The following is a 16,431-nucleotide window of genomic DNA, read 5'->3' as shown; positions in this document are numbered from 1 at the left end:
GCCCGTGCGCCATTCGATCCGGACCCTGCTGCTCGCCACCGCCATGGCCGCCACGACCGTTCAGCCGATCCTGGCGCAGACGGCGGAAACGGCGGATGTGGTCGTCAACATGCGCGACGTGGACATCACCACGGTCGCCGATCAGGTGTCACGGATCACAGGCCGCACGCTGATCCTGGACCCGCAGGTCAAGGGGAATGTGACGGTCACTTCCGCCGCGCCCCTGTCGCCGAACGGCGTCTGGGAACTGTTCCTGTCGGTGTTGCGGGCCAATGGTTTCGCGGCGGTCCGCTCGGGCAGCGGCTGGCGCGTAGTGCCCGCAGCCAATGCGGTGCGCGATGGCGGCGTGCCTACCCGATCGGCCAGCGGGGAACAGGTGGTGACACGCATGATCCGCCTGTCCAACGTGCCCGCCGCAGAGGCTGCGCGCATCGCCCGTCCGCTGATCGCCGTATTCGGATCGGTCGAACCGCTCGACAGCCCCAATGCCATCGTGGTCACCGATTATGCCGACAATGTGCGCCGGATCGAGCAGATCGTCCGGTCGCTGGACGGCGGCGGCGGCCAGACCTTTGTTGCGATCGTGCTGCGCAACGGCAGCGCAGAGGCCGTCGCTGAAGCCATTCAACGGGTGATGGGCGACGGTCAGGGTGCCGGGGCGACCCGCGTTGCCGCCGATGCGCGGTCCAACACCGTCATCGTGCGCGGCACGCCGTCCGCCGTCGACGAGGCGCGCCGGATGATCGCATCGCTGGATGCCCCGGGCGGCGCGACACCGCAAACCCGAGTGTTCCGCCTGAGCTATGCCGATGCCGAATCGGTGACAGAAGTGCTGCGCGGCGTGCTGGGCATCGATACGGGCGCGACCAATCCCGTTGCGCGCAGCCTGCAATCGCGGAACGGCGCAGCAGGCACATCGCGCAACAGCCCGAGTGCAGCGGTGGCTGGCCTGATCGCCGCCAATCAGGATGCGCAGGCCGCGGGCGGGGGCCAGGGTGCTGCCCCCCTGCAATTGCCGTCCGAAGTGAATGGCGGGCGCGAAGCGACGCCGCAAGGGTTCTCGACCCCGGACATCACCGTTCAGCCTGCGCCGGAGATCAACGCCCTGGTCGTTCGGGCAACCCCGGCGATGATTGCGTCCATCGAAACGGTCATCCGCGAACTGGATGTCCGCCGGCCACAGGTGATGATCGAGGCAGCGATCGCCGAAATCACCGGCGACGATGCGGAGGCGCTGGGCATTCAGCTGGGCACGAGTGCGGCCGTCCTCAATCAGGTCGAAGGCGCGGGCACGTCGTTCACCACCGCCGGTCCGTCGCTCGGGCAGATCCTGGGTGCGCTGGACGTGCCGGCCGCCGCGCTGTTTGGGCAGCTGGGCGGGTTCAACGGTAATGTGTCGGTGGGCGACACCTTCTCCATCCTGGTTCAGGCGCTGGGCCAGTCGACCCGTGCCAACCTGCTCTCCAAGCCGCAGGTGACGGTGCTGGACAACAGCCCGGCCGAGTTCATTGCGGGCCAGGAAGTGCCGTTTATTACCGGCTCTATCCTGACCGGAAACGGCACGGCAAACCCGTTCACCACGATCGAACGCAAGGATGTCGGCATCACCCTGCGCGTCCTGCCCCGCGTCAATGCCGGAGAGACGGTGCGGCTGGAAATCGTGCAGGAGGCGTCTTCGCTGCCGACCGGCCTGCCCACCTCTGCCGCCGACCTGATCACCAATCGGCGTCAGATTTCGACGACGGTGCTGGCCGACAACGGCGAGGTGATCGTGCTGGGCGGACTCATCACCGACGACCGGTCGGAAACGCAGCAGAAGGTGCCTGTGCTGGGCGACATTCCCATTGTCGGCGAATTGTTTAAAAGCCGCCGGGAAACGCAACAAAAGCGCACCCTGTTCATTTTCCTGAAGCCGACCATCCTGCGCGATACGGCCGATGCGGCTCAGGTGACGCGCGAACGGATGGATCGATTGCGGCAGGAGGAGGAACGGCTGGGCAAGTATCGCAGCCTGCTGATCGACCGGCCCCCGCCCCGCCTGACGCTGGAGCTCGAAGGGATCTATTGACCGGGCACCGCGACACGCACCTGGCGATTGCCGCGCCGAAAGGACGCAGCATCCGCCGACAGTGCCTCCAGTCGCCAGCCTTCGACACTGTCGCCCAGGCCAAGCGTCCGGGTTTCGCCCCCGCTGCTGCGGACGATCGCCACCGCATCGCGGCCGATCCGCCCGAAAATGCCGACAAGCACTGGCTGATCCTCGACGCCGACATCGATGTCCGCCTGTCCGAACAGGCTGCGCTGGAATGCGCTTGCCGGCTGCGGCGGCGTGCCCGGCCTGACGGGCGGCAACGCCCGGTCCGCGGTCGGGGGTTCGCTTCCCCGCGCCAGGGCCAGGATGAGGGGCGGCAGGACCAGGGCCAGTCCCACCAGCGCGGCACGGCCGATGCCCAATCGCATCATCGACGCCATGGCGACACGAGCACAGCATCCAGCCGGACGGTCCCCTCCCCGGCCGCTGTCAGCCGCCACCGAGCCAGCCGGACCATCGGCCGCTGTCGTTCGAGATGATCGATCAGTGCGATCACCGCCGCTTCGGAACCGGACAGCCTCAGTCTCACCGCCGCCAGCCGGGGCGTGCCGCGTGCCAGGGCGATCCGTTCCACCAGCAATCCCCCCGCCCGCGCCCGGCCCATCGCCGCGCTGGCGATGGCGCGTCGGGCGGCCATGGCGTCGATGGCGCGCAGTTCCGACCCCGGTTCGGCCAGCGGTGGCAAGGGTTGCCTCGCCCCCGACTGATCGGCCTTGGCTGCGGCAAAGGACGTTCGCGCATCGGCTAGGTCGAACCAGGCATCCATCGCTGGCCATGCGACCAGCGCAGCGAACGCCGCCGCCATCAGGGTTGCAATACGCCCGGTCATTGAACCACACCTGCCAGGGTCACCCGCATCCCCCCCTCGGTCCGGCGCTCAGCCTGTGTCCGCAGCCGGAAAAAGCGGGCCGACCGACGCAGCGCGGCGCGCAGCCGTGCGGGATCGACCGTCACCACCTCGATCACAAAGCGATTGTCCTGATCCTGGCCCGCCTGCACCAACCGGTCATCGACCGGGATCGCCATTGCCAGTTCGTCCATCGTCTGGGCCGCACCCGGCCTTCCTGCGAACATCGCCAGCGTCCGGTGCTCGGCAGACCCGATGGCGTGGCGCAAGCGATCGACCTGTCCCGTAGCTACGACCCGGGCGGTGTCCGCGCGCACCTGACGCTCCAGCCAACGCCCCCCCGCCCACACAGCAACCATGGTCCAGGCCATCAGCAGCGCCAGCCACAAGGGCCATTGCCCGCCTGGCAGGACCGGCCGACGCCACGGCGCTCCGGCCGCGACCCGGATCCGCGTCATCAGCGGCGTGCCGCGTTGCCGCGTGTCCGACCGAGGTTCGCTGGGCGATTCCATCGCGCTGCCCCTAATGGTGTCACCGGCCAAGACAAGGGGGCCGCGTCCCGCAAGCCCCCGATCCCCACGCCCACCGATACAAGCAGCCCGGCCGTCACGATTGTGTCGCACCACCGTCTTGGGTTTGTCGCCAAACGCTCATCAGCCTGTCTCATGGCACGATCAAGGGATGCTCCAGCGGCACGACCGCACCAGTTTGATTCGCATCCCGGGGGACCGATCCAATGGAAGACATGGCCTTGCCGACCGTCAGCTATACCGACGGAGACATCGACACCAATCCGTCCAGCGCCGTATCGCTGAACAGCCTGATCGAACAGCGCTATTCCCGGCGGTCGACCCTGCGTGGCGGCGTCAATGCCGCTGCGCTGGCCGTATTCGGCGGCGGCGTCGTGGCGGCGTGCGATGAGGATACGACCAATGGCGAACCCGCGCTCAGCGTGACCGCCGGATCGTCGGGCACCACCTCGGGCGGCCGGGTGGTGACGCTGAACGGCAATGCCAGCGGCGCGCAGGTGACGGCGCAGAGCTTTACCCAGACCAGCGGCCCGACCGTCGCACTGACTGGCGCGAACAGCGGCACCGCGACCTTCATCGCGCCTGCGGTTTCGACGGCCACCACGCTCGGTTTCCGCTACAGCGCGACCAATGCCGGTGGCCTGATTTCTCAGGCCGACACGACCGTGACGGTCAACCCGCCCGCCATCGGCTTTTCGGCGATTGCCAAGAACCGGAACGACGTGGTGACGGTCCCGGCCGGCTACACTGCCACCGTCCTCTACCGCATGGGCGATCCGTTGGCGGCCAGCGTCCCCGCCTATCGCAACGACGGCACCGACACCAACTTCGCTCAGCGCGCGGGCGATCACGGCGACGCGCTCTATTATTACGGCCTGTCCGCAACGGGCGCGCGCGACGACAACAGCAGCACGCGCGGGTTGTTGGTGATGAACCATGAAAACATCACCGAACAATATCTGCACGCCAACGGCCCAACCGCGCCCGGCGGCGTTCGCCCGGAAAGCGAAGCCACGACCGAAATCGACCTGCACGGCGTCAGCATCGTCGAAGTGACTCGCGCCGCCAGCGGCGCATGGTCCTATGTTCAGAGCAGCCCGTTCAACCGGCGCATCACGCCGAATACCCCGATGGCGATCAACGGCCCGGCGCGGGGCAGCGCGATGCTGCGCACCGCCTTTTCGCCGACCGGCGTTGCGGGTCGCGGCACGATCAACAACTGTGCCAACGGCGTGACGCCATGGGGCACCAACCTGACCTGTGAAGAAAACTGGGCCGGCTATTTCCGCCGCCCGACGGCGACCGACAATGCGCTGCGTTCGCCCAAGGAAGTCGTCGGCCTTGCCCGGTACGGCGTCACCAGCAGCACAGGCAACTATGGCTGGGCGACCGTCGTTCCCGCAAATGCCGCCAACACCATCTTCCGCAAATGGGATGCCCGCGTCTCCGGCGCGGACGCAACGCAGGATTATCGCAACGAACCGAACCAATATGGCTGGGTAGTTGAAATCGATCCCTATGATCCGGCATCGACCCCGCGCAAGCGCACCGCGCTTGGCCGGATGAACCATGAAGGGGCCTGGCCCGGCAATTTCGTGCCCGGCGTTCGTCCCGCCTGGTATCAGGGCTGCGACGCGCAGAACGAATATGTGTACAAGTTCGTGTCCGCCACCCCCTGGGCCGCGGCGGACGCCCAGGCAACCGACCGGCTGGCCATTGGCGACAAATATCTGGACAGTGGCACGCTCTACGTGGCCCGCTTCAATGCCGACGGCACCGGAGAATGGCTGCCGCTGGTCTTCGGTCAGGGCAATGTGACGGCCGCCAACCCCGCCTATGCCTTTGCGGATCAGGCCGATGTGCTGATCCACGCCCGGCTCGCCGCCGATGCCCAGGGCGCGACGCCGATGGACCGTCCGGAATGGACGGCGGTCAACCCGGTGACCGGCGAAATGTACCTGACGCTGACCAACAACGCCAATCGCCGGGTGCCCGGCGATACGCTGTCCGGCAGCCAGCGGCTGGTCGATGCCGCCAACCCGCGCGTCTATGTCGATGCGCCCAGCACGGCGCGCGGCAACCGCAACGGCCACATCCTGCGCCTGCGCGAACAGGGCGACACGACGGAGGCGACGCGCTTCGTCTGGGACATCTATGCCTTTGGCGCCGGTTCGGACCTGGACGGCACCAACGTCAACCTGTCCGGGCTGACGGCGGACAATGATTTCTCCAGCCCTGACGGCCTGTGGTTCGGTCGACCGACCAACGCCTCTGGCCAGGTGACGCCGCTGTTGTGGCTGCAGACCGATGACGGCGCGTTCACTGACGTCACCAACAACCAGATGCTGGTCGGCATGCCGGGCCGCGTCGGTGACGGCGGCACGCGCACGGTCACCAACACCGCCGCCAACGGCACCACCTCGACCGTTGTCACCCGGATCGGCGCCAACCCGGGCACGCAGCTGCGCCGTTTCCTGGTCGGCCCGGTCGGATGCGAGATCACCGGGGTCGACTCGACGCCGGATGGCCGCACGCTGTTCGTCAACATCCAGCACCCGGGCGAAGGCGGCAGCGTTGCCAACATCACCAGCAACTGGCCGGCCAGCCAGACCGGCCCGGCAGCAGGCAGCCGTCCGCGTTCGGCGACGGTGGTGATCACCAAGAATGACGGTGGGGTCGTCGGCCTCTGATCGCTGGCGATACCACGAAATAATGGGGGGAGGCGAACGGGTCGCCTCCCCCCTTTTTTGATTGCGATTGCATTCAGGCCAGCGGTTGCCGAACGACTGGCACGCGGACAGTGTCAGACCAGACGGGAGTGCTTCACCGCCGCACCGATGAACCCTGCAAACAAGGGATGCGGGTCAAAGGGCTTGGACTTCAGCTCCGGATGGAACTGGACGCCGACGAACCAGGGATGGTCGGGCCGCTCGACGATTTCGGGCAGCGTTCCGTCGGGTGACATGCCCGAAAAGACCAGTCCGTCCCGCTCCAGCACTTCCCGGTACCCCGTGTTCACTTCGTACCGATGGCGGTGCCGCTCGGAAATTTCCGCATCGCCATAGATCGAACGGACGACACTGTTCCCCGCCAGCGCAGCCGGATAGGCGCCCAGCCGCATCGTCCCGCCAAGGTCGCCTCCGGCTTCCCGCCGTTCCAGCCCCTTTTCGGTCATCCATTCCGAGATCAGCCCGACCACGGGTTCGTGCGTTTCCCCGAACTCGGTCGTCGAGGCATCGGAAATGCCCTGGTCGCGCGCGGCCTGGATGCAGGCCATCTGCATCCCCAGACAGATGCCCAGGAACGGCACGTTGCGTTCCCGCGCAAAGCGGACCGACGCGATCTTGCCCTCGCTCCCGCGCTCGCCAAAGCCTCCGGGCACCAGAATGCCGTGCATCGGCTCCAGGTGCGCGGCGATCACCTCTTCTTCCTGCTCGAACAATTCGGCGTCCAGCCAGCGGACATGCACCTTCACCCGGTTGGCGATGCCGCCATGGACCAGCGCTTCCTGCAGCGATTTATACGCATCGGGCAGGCCGACATATTTGCCGACGACGCCGATCGTCACCTCGCCTTCGGGATTGTCCAGCCGCTCCATGATGCCGCTCCAGCGGCTCAGGTCCGGCTTCGCCCCTGGCTCGATGCCAAAGGCGCGAAGCACTTCGTCATCCAGACCCTCGGCATGATATTGCAGCGGCACGGCATAGATGCTGCGCGCGTCCAGCGCCGGGATCACGGCTTCCTTGCGGACGTTGCAGAACAGGGCGATCTTGCCCCGGTCGCTGTCGGGCAGCGGCTTTTCGCACCGACAGACCAGCACGTCGGGCTGAACGCCAAGCGCCGCCAGTTCCCGCACGCTGTGCTGCGTCGGCTTGGTCTTCAGCTCGCCCGCTGCAGCGATATAGGGCACCAGCGTCACGTGAACGCTGATCGACTGACCGCGGCCCAGGTCGTTCTTCAGCTGGCGGATCGCCTCGATGAAGGGCAGCGATTCGATATCGCCGACCGTGCCGCCAATCTCGCACAGCACGAAATCCAGATCATCGGTATCGGCGGTGGCAAACGCCTTGATTGCGTCGGTCACGTGCGGAATGACCTGCACCGTAGCGCCCAGATAATCGCCGCGCCGCTCGCGCTCGATGATGGTCTTGTAGATCCGGCCCGACGTCACATTGTCCGACTGGCGCGCCGACACGCCGGTGAAGCGCTCGTAATGGCCCAGATCCAGGTCGGTTTCCGCGCCGTCGTCAGTGACATAAACTTCGCCGTGCTGATACGGGCTCATCGTGCCTGGATCGACGTTCAGATAGGGATCGAACTTGCGGATCCGCACCCGGTAGCCACGCGCCTGGAGCAGTGCCGCCAGGCTGGCTGCCATCAGACCTTTGCCGAGCGACGAGACCACGCCGCCGGTGATGAAAATATACCGCGCCATGGGGGGTAACGCCTAGTCCTTTGGAACGAACAAGAGCAAGCGCCCGAATCCGGACGATGCAAAAAAACCGGGGGGCAAGCGCGAAATGGCCCGCCTTGGGCAGCAATTACTGCTGCAGGGGAACCGAATCCTCGGTGCCGGTGGCGGCATTGCCCATCGCATCTGCGGGCGCTGCGGCGGGCGCAGGCGCCGTTACCGGTGCGATGTCCCGCGCCAGCGACGGGTCGATACGGTCGTTGCCGCGCATGGCTGCCAGTACCGCCAGCACAATGGCCATGCCGATGAACAGCACCGCCAGCACCGAGGTAGAGCGGGTCAGGAAATCCGCGGCGCCACGCGCCGACATCAATCCGGCCGGGCTGCCGCCGGTGGTCAGGCCGCCGCCTTCGGACCGCTGCATCAGGATAACCGTCACCAGCAGGGCCGCGATGATGGCGTGAACGACAAGAAGAAAGGTAAACAGCATGATGGTTCGCAAACGTCCCGGCAACTTGGCAAGGCGCGCACATAGGCCAGCCGGGCATGGCAATCAACCGTCCCGCCGGACCTGACTGGTCACTCGGGGGTCCGACGAATGCAGCAATGGAAATGGCAGCGGAACCGTCGGGCGCGACGGGACGTTACAGTTGCGTTCCTCTTATGCCCCACCGGGCCAGTAATGGTGTAGCAAATGGCTGATTTCATTCTGAAGTCCCGATCCGACGATCGTGACAATCCCCTCGGCGAATGGTGCACGGCGCTGATCAATTATGTCCGATCCGGTCGCCCGGACCTGACCAATCGCCAGATGGCGCTGTTGATGATCGTCCATCTGGAGGATGGGCCGCATACCGTGCGGGGGCTTGCGCGCAGCCTGAACGTGTCTAAGCCGGTGATCACTCGCGCCTTGAATCGACTGGGGGCGCTCGGCTATCTGCGCCGCCAGCGCGACGATAGCGACAAGCGGAATATCTTTGTCGCGTGCACCGAGGAAGGGGCAGCATTTCTTGACGAATTCGGACAATTGCTCGGTCCAGTCAGACAGGAGCAAGATCGTCGGCGACGCGCAGCCGGCTGATCGCTTTCACCTGAACGGGACTTCCCGCCGATTCGACCCCCGCACCACGCCCGCGCGGCGGGACTTGGTGGACATGCGACTGGCGGGCAGTATCTTTGCGCCTCATTATGCGCGCGCCCTGCCGCATGTCGTCGTTTCACCTGCGCCCTTATGGGCCGAGCCGTCGATGGACGGCCACCCCTTGTCCGAAATCGTCGCGGGCGAAACCTTCGACGTGCTTGAGCAAACCGCTGGCCGCGCCTGGGGCTGTGCGCAGGACGGCTCTGTCGGTTTCATCGATGCCGCTGCAATCGCACTGCAACCCGACGGTGCAGTCCAAACTCCGACGGCTTCCACCGGCGACCCGGTGGAGCGTGCAAGGGCCATGATCGGCACGCCGTATCGGACGGGCGGTCGTACCCCTGCCGCGGTGGACGCCGATGGCTTTATCTACGCTGTCCATGTCGGAATCGCCCCGACGATTGCTCGCTTTGCCGATCTGCAGCAGGAACAGGGGCTTCCCGTCGATTTGTCCTCCCTGCGCCTGGGCGATGCCCTGTTCTGTTCAGGCAAGACCGCGATGCTGATTGCCCCTGACCAGGTAGCCGCCGTCGATCCGGATGCCGGGGTCGTTGCACAGGCTCTGAATGCATGGCTTGCCGCGCATCCCGGCGCCATCGGTCGGCGGTTCTATTGATGTCCGGCCATGTCTTCATCGACGGCGCGGCTGGCACCACCGGGTTGGAAATCCGCGAGCGTCTTGCCGGACGATCCGAATTCAATCTGATCCTGTTAAATGATGCCGACCGCAAGGACGCGGCCAAGCGGTCGCAGGCATTGAACGATGCCGATTATGTCATCCTCTGCCTGCCGGACGACGCAGCGGTCGAGGCAGTATCGCTGGTGACGAATCCCACGACCCGGATCATCGATGCCTCGACGGCGCACCGTGTTGCCGATGGCTGGACCTATGGCTTTGCCGAACTTGAACCCACCCAGGCGGCTGCCATCGCCGATGCCGCTCGAGTCAGCAATCCCGGTTGCTGGCCGACGGCCTATCTGGCGCTGGTCCGCCCGCTGGTCCGTTCCGGCCTGATCCCGGCGAATTGGATGCTGTCGGCGGGCGGTGCATCGGGATATTCCGGCGGCGGACGCGCCATGATCGAGGCGTTTGAAGGCGGCAGCCCCACCACCGGCTACCGTGCCTATGGCCTGGCGCTGGCGCACAAGCATTTGCCCGAGATGCAGAAGCATTCGCGCATGGAGCATCCTCCAGTGTTCCAGCCTGCCGTCGCCAACACCTATCGCGGGATGCTGCTGGAAGTGCCGCTGGCCCTGCCGCTGCTGCCGCGCAGTGCAACCCCAACGGGGATCACCGCGATTCTGAAGGAGGCTTATCAGGCGTCGTCTTTGATCACCGTGGCCGATGCGACCGAGCCGGAACTGAATATCGAGGAAAATGCCGGCAGCGACCGGATGACCTTGCGGGTGTTCGGCAACGACCGCGGCCAGGTGCGGCTGGTGGCAACGCTCGACAATCTGGGCAAGGGCGCGGCGGGCGCGGCGGTTCAGAACCTGAACCTGATGGCGGGGTGCGATCCGCTCGCCGGACTAGCGATTTAGGCCCAATCGGCGCCCGCATACGAAAAAATACCCGGTTCGCGCTTCGCGGGGCGGCCAAGCCTTGCTAGGCGCAACAGGGTACAATCCGTCGAGGGGATGACATGGGCGAGCCGTTTGGAAAGCTGCTGCTGTTCGGAGCGACCGGCGATCTGTCGCAACGGATGCTGCTGCCCTCGCTTCACGGCCTTCATGCCGATGGGCTGCTTCCGGACGGGCTGACCATTACGGGCACGGCCCGCTCGGCGATGGACGATGCCGGTTTCCGAGATTTCGCCGCAAAGGCGCTGGACCAGTTCCTGCCGGACGACCGCAAAGATGCGGCCGTCACCGATGCGTTTCTGGCCCGGCTGCATTATCAGCCGCTGGATGCATCGACGCTTGAGGGGTTCGATGCGCTGGCTGAAAAGCTGGGCGACATATCCGGCGGGCTATCCATTTTCCTGTCCACCGCTCCGTCGCTGTTCGGACCGACGATCCACGGGCTGCAATCTGCGGGGCTGACGGGCAGCAATGTCCGGATCAGTCTGGAAAAGCCGCTGGGCATCGACCTCGAAACCAGCCGCGAGATCAACGATATCGTCGCCTCCGCCTTTCCGGAGGAGCGCACGTTCCGCATCGACCACTATCTGGGCAAGGAAACGGTCCAGAACATCCTGGCTCTGCGCTTCGGCAACGCCCTGTTCGAGCCGAGCTGGAACGCGCGCGGCATCGACCATGTCCAGATCACAGTCAGCGAAACCGTGGGGCTGGAGGGGCGGGCCGGCTATTATGACGGGTCCGGCGCGCTGCGGGACATGGTGCAGAATCACATGCTCCAGCTGCTGGCGCTGATCGCCATGGAACCGCCCTCGCGGTTCGACGGAACGGCGATCCGCGACGAAAAGGTCAAGGTTCTGCGGTCGCTGCGTCCCATCACCGACGCCGACAAGCTGACCGTCACCGGCCAATATGGCCCTGGCGTGGTTGGCTCGACCATCGTCGACAGCTACGAAAATGAACTGGGCAGGCCCAGTACGACCGAAACCTTCGTCGCGATCAAGGCGCATGTCGACAACTGGCGGTGGCAGGGCGTGCCCTTCTACCTTCGCAGCGGCAAGCGGATGGCGGAGCGGCGCAGCGAAATCGTCGTGCAGTTCAAGCCGGTCCCGCATTCGATCTTTTCCGAACGCGGCGGCGCGCTTCAACCGAACACGCTCGTCATCCGGTTGCAGCCAGAGGAATATGTCCGGTTGCTGGTCATGGCCAAGGAGCCGGGCCTGGACCGTGACGGCGTGCGCCTGCGGGAAGTCCCGCTCGATCTATCGCTGACCACAGCCTTTGCCGGCACCCGCCGCCGCATTGCCTATGAAAGGCTGTTGCTCGACCTGATCGAGGGCGATCCGACCCTGTTCGTCCGCCGGGACGAGGTAGAGGCGCAATGGGTCTGGATCGACGCGATCCGCAAGGGATGGTCGGATCAGGGGGTCCGCCCAAAACCCTATGCCTCTGGCAGCTGGGGTCCGAACGCCGCGATCGCGTTGACCGAAAAGGATGATGTGACCTGGAACGAATGATCGTCCGGGATCGGCGTCCAATGATTGAACAACAAGGAGTACCCGACCATGGCCGATGAAATCGAATGGTGGGATTATGAAGAGAAATCGGAATTCGCCGACGCGCTGGCGGGCGATATCGGGTTCGTGATCGAAAGCGCCCTCGATGCGCGCGGCAGTGCGGTGATCGCGCTGGCTGGCGGCCGGACGCCCCAGGCTGCCTATGACAAGCTGGCCAAGACCAAGCTCGACTGGAAACGCGTCACGATCGTCCCGACCGACGACCGGATCGTCCCGATGGGCGATGCGCTGTCCAACGTCACCATGATCGCGCGCACGTTCCTGCCGCTGGGCGCGCGGGTGATCCCGATCACCAGCGAGAAAGCGGAGGATTACAAGGCGTGTGGCCGCGCCGCCGATGCGCGGCTTCAGGACCTGCACTGGCCGCTCGACCTGGTGGTGCTTGGCATGGGCGCCGATGGGCATACCGCGTCGATCTTTCCCGGGCCGGACCTGAATGAAGCGCTGACCGGACCGAAGGAGCGCCGCGCGCTTGGCGTCATGCCCGACCCGCTGCCGCCGGAGGCACCCGTGGCGCGCGTAACCCTGTCGGCCGCTGCAATCGCATCGTCCAAGTCGCTGATCATCGCGATCACGGGCGACGAGAAAAAGGACGTGCTGGAACGCGCCATCGAACAGGGGGCGGGCTCGCCCTATCCCATCGGGCGGCTGCTGGCCGAGGTCGATCTGCCGGTCGACATCCATTGGGGAGCGTAAGCCGCACGACAGACACCGTTCGCTCCGAATTCGCCGCCGAACTGCAGCATCCCGCCCGGGTGCAGACGACGTCCTCCGGCACTGACCGAACGGGAAAAGGAAGACCGACATGACCAAGCTTCATCCCGAGATTGCCGCCGTCACCGATCGCGTGATCGAACGCAGCCGGCCTGGCCGCGAGGCCTATCTGGCGCTGACCCGACGCGAGCGCGATTCCGGTGCCGACCGGGCCAAGCTGGGCTGCGCGAATCTCGCTCACGCCTATGCCGGAACGGATGAACAGCGCGATGCCATGCGCCCCGCCAATCGGATGAACATCGGCATCGTCACGGCATATAACGACATGCTGTCGGCGCATGCGGTCTATTATCGCTACCCCGAACAGATGAAGATCTGGGCAATCGAAGCCGGCGCAACGGCTCAGGTTGCGGGTGGCGTGCCCGCGATGTGCGACGGCGTGACGCAGGGGTATCAGGGCATGGAGCTGTCGCTGTTCAGCCGCGACACCATTGCCCTTTCCACCGCCGTCGCCCTGTCCCACCGCACCTTTGAGGGGGCAGCCCTGCTCGGCATCTGCGACAAGATCGTGCCGGGGCTGTTGATGGGGGCACTGCGCTTCGGTCATCTGCCCATGGTGATGATCCCGGGCGGACCGATGCGCACCGGCATCAGCAACAAGGAAAAGGCGCGGGTCCGCGAACTCTATGCCGAAGGAAAGGCAGACCGGGAGGAACTGATGGAGGCCGAGATCGCGGCCTATCATTCCAAGGGGACGTGCACATTCTACGGCACCGCCAACAGCAATCAGATGATGATGGAGGCGATGGGCCTGCATGTCCCCGCCGCGGCCTTTGCCAATCCGGGGACCAGATTGCGCCAGGAACTGACCCGCGCTGCCGTGCATCGGTTGGCGGAGATCGGATGGGACGGCGACGATTATCGGCCTATTGCCGAAGTGGTGGACGAGCGCGCCATCGTCAATGCGGCAATCGCCCTGCTCGCCACTGGCGGATCGACCAACCACTTGATCCACCTGCCCGCAATCGCGCGGGCCGCGGGCATCGTGATCGACTGGGAGGATTTCGACCGGCTGTCCAAGGTCGTGCCGCTGCTGGCGCGCGTTTACCCGAATGGGTCTGCGGATGTGAACGGGTTCGAGGATGCCGGCGGGCCGAGCTTCGTCATCCGCGAATTGCTGCGCGGCGGCCTGATGCATGCGGACACGCTGACCATCGCCAAAGAGGGCATGGCAGCCTATGCCCGCAAGCCGGCAATCGATGCGGAGGCGCTGGTCTGGCACGACCATCCCGACCAGAGCGGTGATGACAGTATCGTTCGCACCATCGATGTCCCGTTCTCCCCGGAAGGCGGCTTTCGCATCCTGTCCGGCAATCTGGGCCGGGCATGCATCAAGGTGTCCGCCGTCGAACGCGACCGCTGGGTGATCGAAGCTCCGGCGCTGGTGTTCAGCGACCAGGCTGCCGTGCAGGCCGCGTTCAAGGCCGGCGAGCTGGATCGCGATGTCGTCGTTGTCATGCGGTTTCAGGGGCCGCGGGCGAATGGCATGCCGGAGTTGCACAAGCTGACCCCGCCGCTGAGCGTCCTCCAGAATCGCGGATTTCGCGTCGCGCTGGTGACCGACGGGCGCATGTCCGGCGCATCCGGCAAGGTGCCCGCCGCCATCCACCTTTCGCCCGAGGCACTGGGCGGCGGCCCGATCGGCAAGATCAGGGATGGGGATATCGTGCGGCTGGACGCCGAAGCAGGGGTGCTGGAGGCGCTGGTCGATCCGGCGGAATGGGCAGCGCGCCCCATAGCCGAAGCGCCGCCGCCGCCATTGGGCACCGGACGCGAACTGTTCGCCATGCTGCGCCAGGCAGACGAAGCCGAAAAGGGCGCGTCGGCCATTCTGGCCGCGGCAGGCCTGTAAGCGTACAGGAGGGGATAAATTCATGGAAATCGTGACCGTCGATATCGGGGGCACCCATGCCCGCTTTGCCATCGCGGAGGTGGATGAAGGCAAGGTCCAGTCGCTTGGCCAGCCGATCACGCTGAAGACGGCTGAGCATGGCAGCCTTCAACTCGCCTGGCAGCATTTCGGGCGCGAGATCGGCCGGCCGCTGCCCCGCGCCGCCGCGATCGCCGTCGCCAGCCCGATCAATTCCGACCTGATCAAGCTGACCAACAATCCGTGGATCATCCGCCCCCAGCTGATCAACGAGCGGCTGCAGGTGGACAGCTGGTCATTGATCAACGATTTCGGGGCCATCGGTCACGCCGTGGCGCAGGTCAGCGACGATCAGCTGGTTCATCTGTGCGGGCCGGACGTTGCCCTGCCCGATCGCGGATCGATCACGGTGTGCGGTCCAGGCACAGGACTGGGCGTGGCCCAGGTGTTCCGCACCGGCAAGGACGGCCATTATCACGTCATCGAAACCGAAGGCGGCCATGTCGATTTCGCGCCGCTGGACGGGATCGAGGATGCGATCGTCAAGCGACTTCGCAAGAGCTTTACCCGCGTATCCACCGAACGCGTGGCGTCGGGGCCGGGCATTGTCAGCATCTACGAAACGCTGGCCGATCTGGAGCATCTGGCGGTCGCGAGCCGCGACGACAAGACGATCTGGACCATGGCGCTTGAGGGTTCGGACAGCCTGGCGGTCGCGGCGCTGGACCGGTTCTGCTTGGCGCTGGGTGCCATTGCCGGGGATCTGGCACTGGCGCATGGCCCGCGGGGCGTCGTGATCGCGGGCGGCCTTGGCCTGCGGCTCAAGGACAAGCTGCTGGAATCCGGGTTCGAACAGCGGTTCACCGCCAAGGGCCGATTTACCACGCTGATGAAGTCCATTCCGGTCAAGATCATCACCCACCCCCAGCCCGGCCTGTACGGCGCGGCTGCCGCCTATGCGCAGGAGCACACGCGATGAACGGTATCGAAGCGATCATGCGAACCAGCCCGGTCATTCCCGTGCTGGTCATCGAGGATGCGGCGACGGCCCGCCCGCTGGCCGAGGCGCTGGTCAAGGGCGGCCTGCGCGTGCTGGAAGTCACGCTGCGCACTGGCGCGGCGCTGGAAGCCATTGCCGAGATGAAGAAGGTCGAAGGGGCGATCGTCGGCGCCGGCACCGTCGTTTCGCCCGAGCAGTTCGCGCAGGTGATGGATGCGGGCGGCGAGTTCATCGTGTCGCCCGGCCTCACCGAACGGTTGGCCGATCCGATCATCGCATCGGGCGTCCCGTTCCTGCCCGGTATCGCCACGGCAGGCGACATCATGCGCGGCTATGACCTGGGCCTGCGCCATTTCAAATTCTTCCCGGCCGAGACGAGCGGCGGCCTGAAGGCGCTGAAGGCGCTGGCGGCCCCGTTTTACGAAGCGCAGTTCTGTCCCACCGGCGGGATCAGCGCGGCGACCGCACCCGAATGGCTGGCGTTCGGCCCCGTCCAGTGTGTCGGTGGCAGCTGGGTGACGGCTAAGGGTGCGTCGATGGCAGAGGTCGAGGCACTGGCCCGCGAAGCCGCCAACTTGGGCCGCTGATCGCCCTTATCGTGCCCTCGGCGT

At 65.8% G+C, this 16,431-nt stretch carries 15 protein-coding genes; 10 read left to right on the top strand and 5 right to left on the bottom strand.

Going from position 1 to position 16,431, the window contains the following annotated elements:
- Window positions 1-4 precede the first annotated feature (4 nt).
- The gene (gene gspD / locus ACPVPU_RS09355; RefSeq protein WP_448657672.1) at window positions 5-2,068 is read left to right on the top strand and encodes a type II secretion system secretin GspD; all 2,064 of its coding nucleotides are present in this window, start codon (window positions 5-7) and stop codon (window positions 2,066-2,068) included.
- Here gspD and ACPVPU_RS09350 read toward each other — a convergent pair.
- Genes ACPVPU_RS09350 through ACPVPU_RS09340 form a run of 3 tightly spaced genes read right to left on the bottom strand, consistent with a single transcriptional unit; the run spans window position 2,062 to window position 3,451 of the window.
- Window positions 2,062-2,463 carry a hypothetical protein gene (locus ACPVPU_RS09350; RefSeq protein WP_448657671.1) on the bottom strand — a complete coding sequence of 134 codons (402 nt, stop codon included), beginning with the start codon at window positions 2,461-2,463 and terminating at the stop codon, window positions 2,062-2,064. The genes gspD and ACPVPU_RS09350 overlap by 7 nt on opposite strands.
- Window positions 2,460-2,921: a hypothetical protein gene (locus tag ACPVPU_RS09345; RefSeq protein ID WP_448657669.1), complete on the bottom strand. Its 462-nt coding sequence runs from the start codon at window positions 2,919-2,921 to the stop codon at window positions 2,460-2,462. The genes ACPVPU_RS09350 and ACPVPU_RS09345 overlap by 4 nt, the downstream gene beginning before the upstream one ends.
- Complete coding sequence (locus ACPVPU_RS09340) at window positions 2,918-3,451, bottom strand: hypothetical protein (protein ID WP_448657667.1); 534 nt, start codon at window positions 3,449-3,451, stop codon at window positions 2,918-2,920. The genes ACPVPU_RS09345 and ACPVPU_RS09340 overlap by 4 nt, the downstream gene beginning before the upstream one ends.
- 224 nt (window positions 3,452-3,675) lie before the next feature.
- On the opposite strand from ACPVPU_RS09340, the gene ACPVPU_RS09335 reads away from it, so the two are divergent.
- Window positions 3,676-6,159, top strand: coding sequence for an alkaline phosphatase PhoX (locus ACPVPU_RS09335; protein ID WP_448657665.1), 2,484 nt, complete (start codon window positions 3,676-3,678; stop codon window positions 6,157-6,159).
- 113 nt (window positions 6,160-6,272) lie between these two features.
- On the opposite strand, the gene ACPVPU_RS09330 is transcribed toward ACPVPU_RS09335, so the two are convergent.
- Window positions 6,273-7,904 (bottom strand): CTP synthase, encoded by a 1,632-nt coding sequence (locus ACPVPU_RS09330; protein WP_448657663.1) that lies wholly within the window; start codon window positions 7,902-7,904, stop codon window positions 6,273-6,275.
- Window positions 7,905-8,010: 106 nt separating this feature from the next.
- Window positions 8,011-8,367 carry a preprotein translocase subunit SecG gene (secG, locus tag ACPVPU_RS09325; RefSeq protein WP_448660481.1) on the bottom strand — a complete coding sequence of 119 codons (357 nt, stop codon included), beginning with the start codon at window positions 8,365-8,367 and terminating at the stop codon, window positions 8,011-8,013.
- A 207-nt stretch (window positions 8,368-8,574) separates the two neighbouring features.
- On the opposite strand from secG, the gene ACPVPU_RS09320 reads away from it, so the two are divergent.
- The 8 genes from ACPVPU_RS09320 to eda all read left to right on the top strand — a co-directional run bounded on the left by ACPVPU_RS09320 (window position 8,575) and on the right by eda (window position 16,407).
- Window positions 8,575-8,961 (top strand): MarR family transcriptional regulator, encoded by a 387-nt coding sequence (locus tag ACPVPU_RS09320; RefSeq protein ID WP_448657661.1) that lies wholly within the window; start codon window positions 8,575-8,577, stop codon window positions 8,959-8,961.
- Window positions 8,962-9,034: 73 nt separating this feature from the next.
- Window positions 9,035-9,637 carry a hypothetical protein gene (locus ACPVPU_RS09315; RefSeq protein ID WP_448660480.1) on the top strand — a complete coding sequence of 201 codons (603 nt, stop codon included), beginning with the start codon at window positions 9,035-9,037 and terminating at the stop codon, window positions 9,635-9,637.
- Complete coding sequence (argC, locus tag ACPVPU_RS09310) at window positions 9,637-10,563, top strand: N-acetyl-gamma-glutamyl-phosphate reductase (protein WP_448657659.1); 927 nt, start codon at window positions 9,637-9,639, stop codon at window positions 10,561-10,563. Before ACPVPU_RS09315 ends, argC begins: the two co-directional genes overlap by 1 nt.
- Before the next feature lie 101 nt (window positions 10,564-10,664).
- The gene (zwf, locus tag ACPVPU_RS09305; RefSeq protein ID WP_448657657.1) at window positions 10,665-12,116 is read left to right on the top strand and encodes a glucose-6-phosphate dehydrogenase; all 1,452 of its coding nucleotides are present in this window, start codon (window positions 10,665-10,667) and stop codon (window positions 12,114-12,116) included.
- A 48-nt stretch (window positions 12,117-12,164) separates the two neighbouring features.
- Window positions 12,165-12,872: a 6-phosphogluconolactonase gene (gene pgl, locus ACPVPU_RS09300; RefSeq protein WP_448657655.1), complete on the top strand. Its 708-nt coding sequence runs from the start codon at window positions 12,165-12,167 to the stop codon at window positions 12,870-12,872.
- A gap of 109 nt (window positions 12,873-12,981) precedes the next feature.
- Complete coding sequence (gene edd / locus ACPVPU_RS09295; RefSeq protein ID WP_448657653.1) at window positions 12,982-14,802, top strand: phosphogluconate dehydratase; 1,821 nt, start codon at window positions 12,982-12,984, stop codon at window positions 14,800-14,802.
- A gap of 22 nt (window positions 14,803-14,824) precedes the next feature.
- Window positions 14,825-15,799 carry a glucokinase gene (glk, locus tag ACPVPU_RS09290; RefSeq protein WP_448657651.1) on the top strand — a complete coding sequence of 325 codons (975 nt, stop codon included), beginning with the start codon at window positions 14,825-14,827 and terminating at the stop codon, window positions 15,797-15,799.
- Entirely contained in the window at window positions 15,796-16,407 is a 612-nt protein-coding gene (gene eda, locus ACPVPU_RS09285; RefSeq protein ID WP_448657649.1) for a bifunctional 4-hydroxy-2-oxoglutarate aldolase/2-dehydro-3-deoxy-phosphogluconate aldolase, read from the top strand. The genes glk and eda overlap by 4 nt, the downstream gene beginning before the upstream one ends.
- Window positions 16,408-16,431 lie beyond the last annotated feature (24 nt).

It is taken from the genome of Sphingomonas paludis (assembly GCF_053502515.1).
The sequence above is the reverse complement of the archived record's forward strand: the minus strand, read 5'-3'. Positions and strand labels throughout refer to the sequence as shown.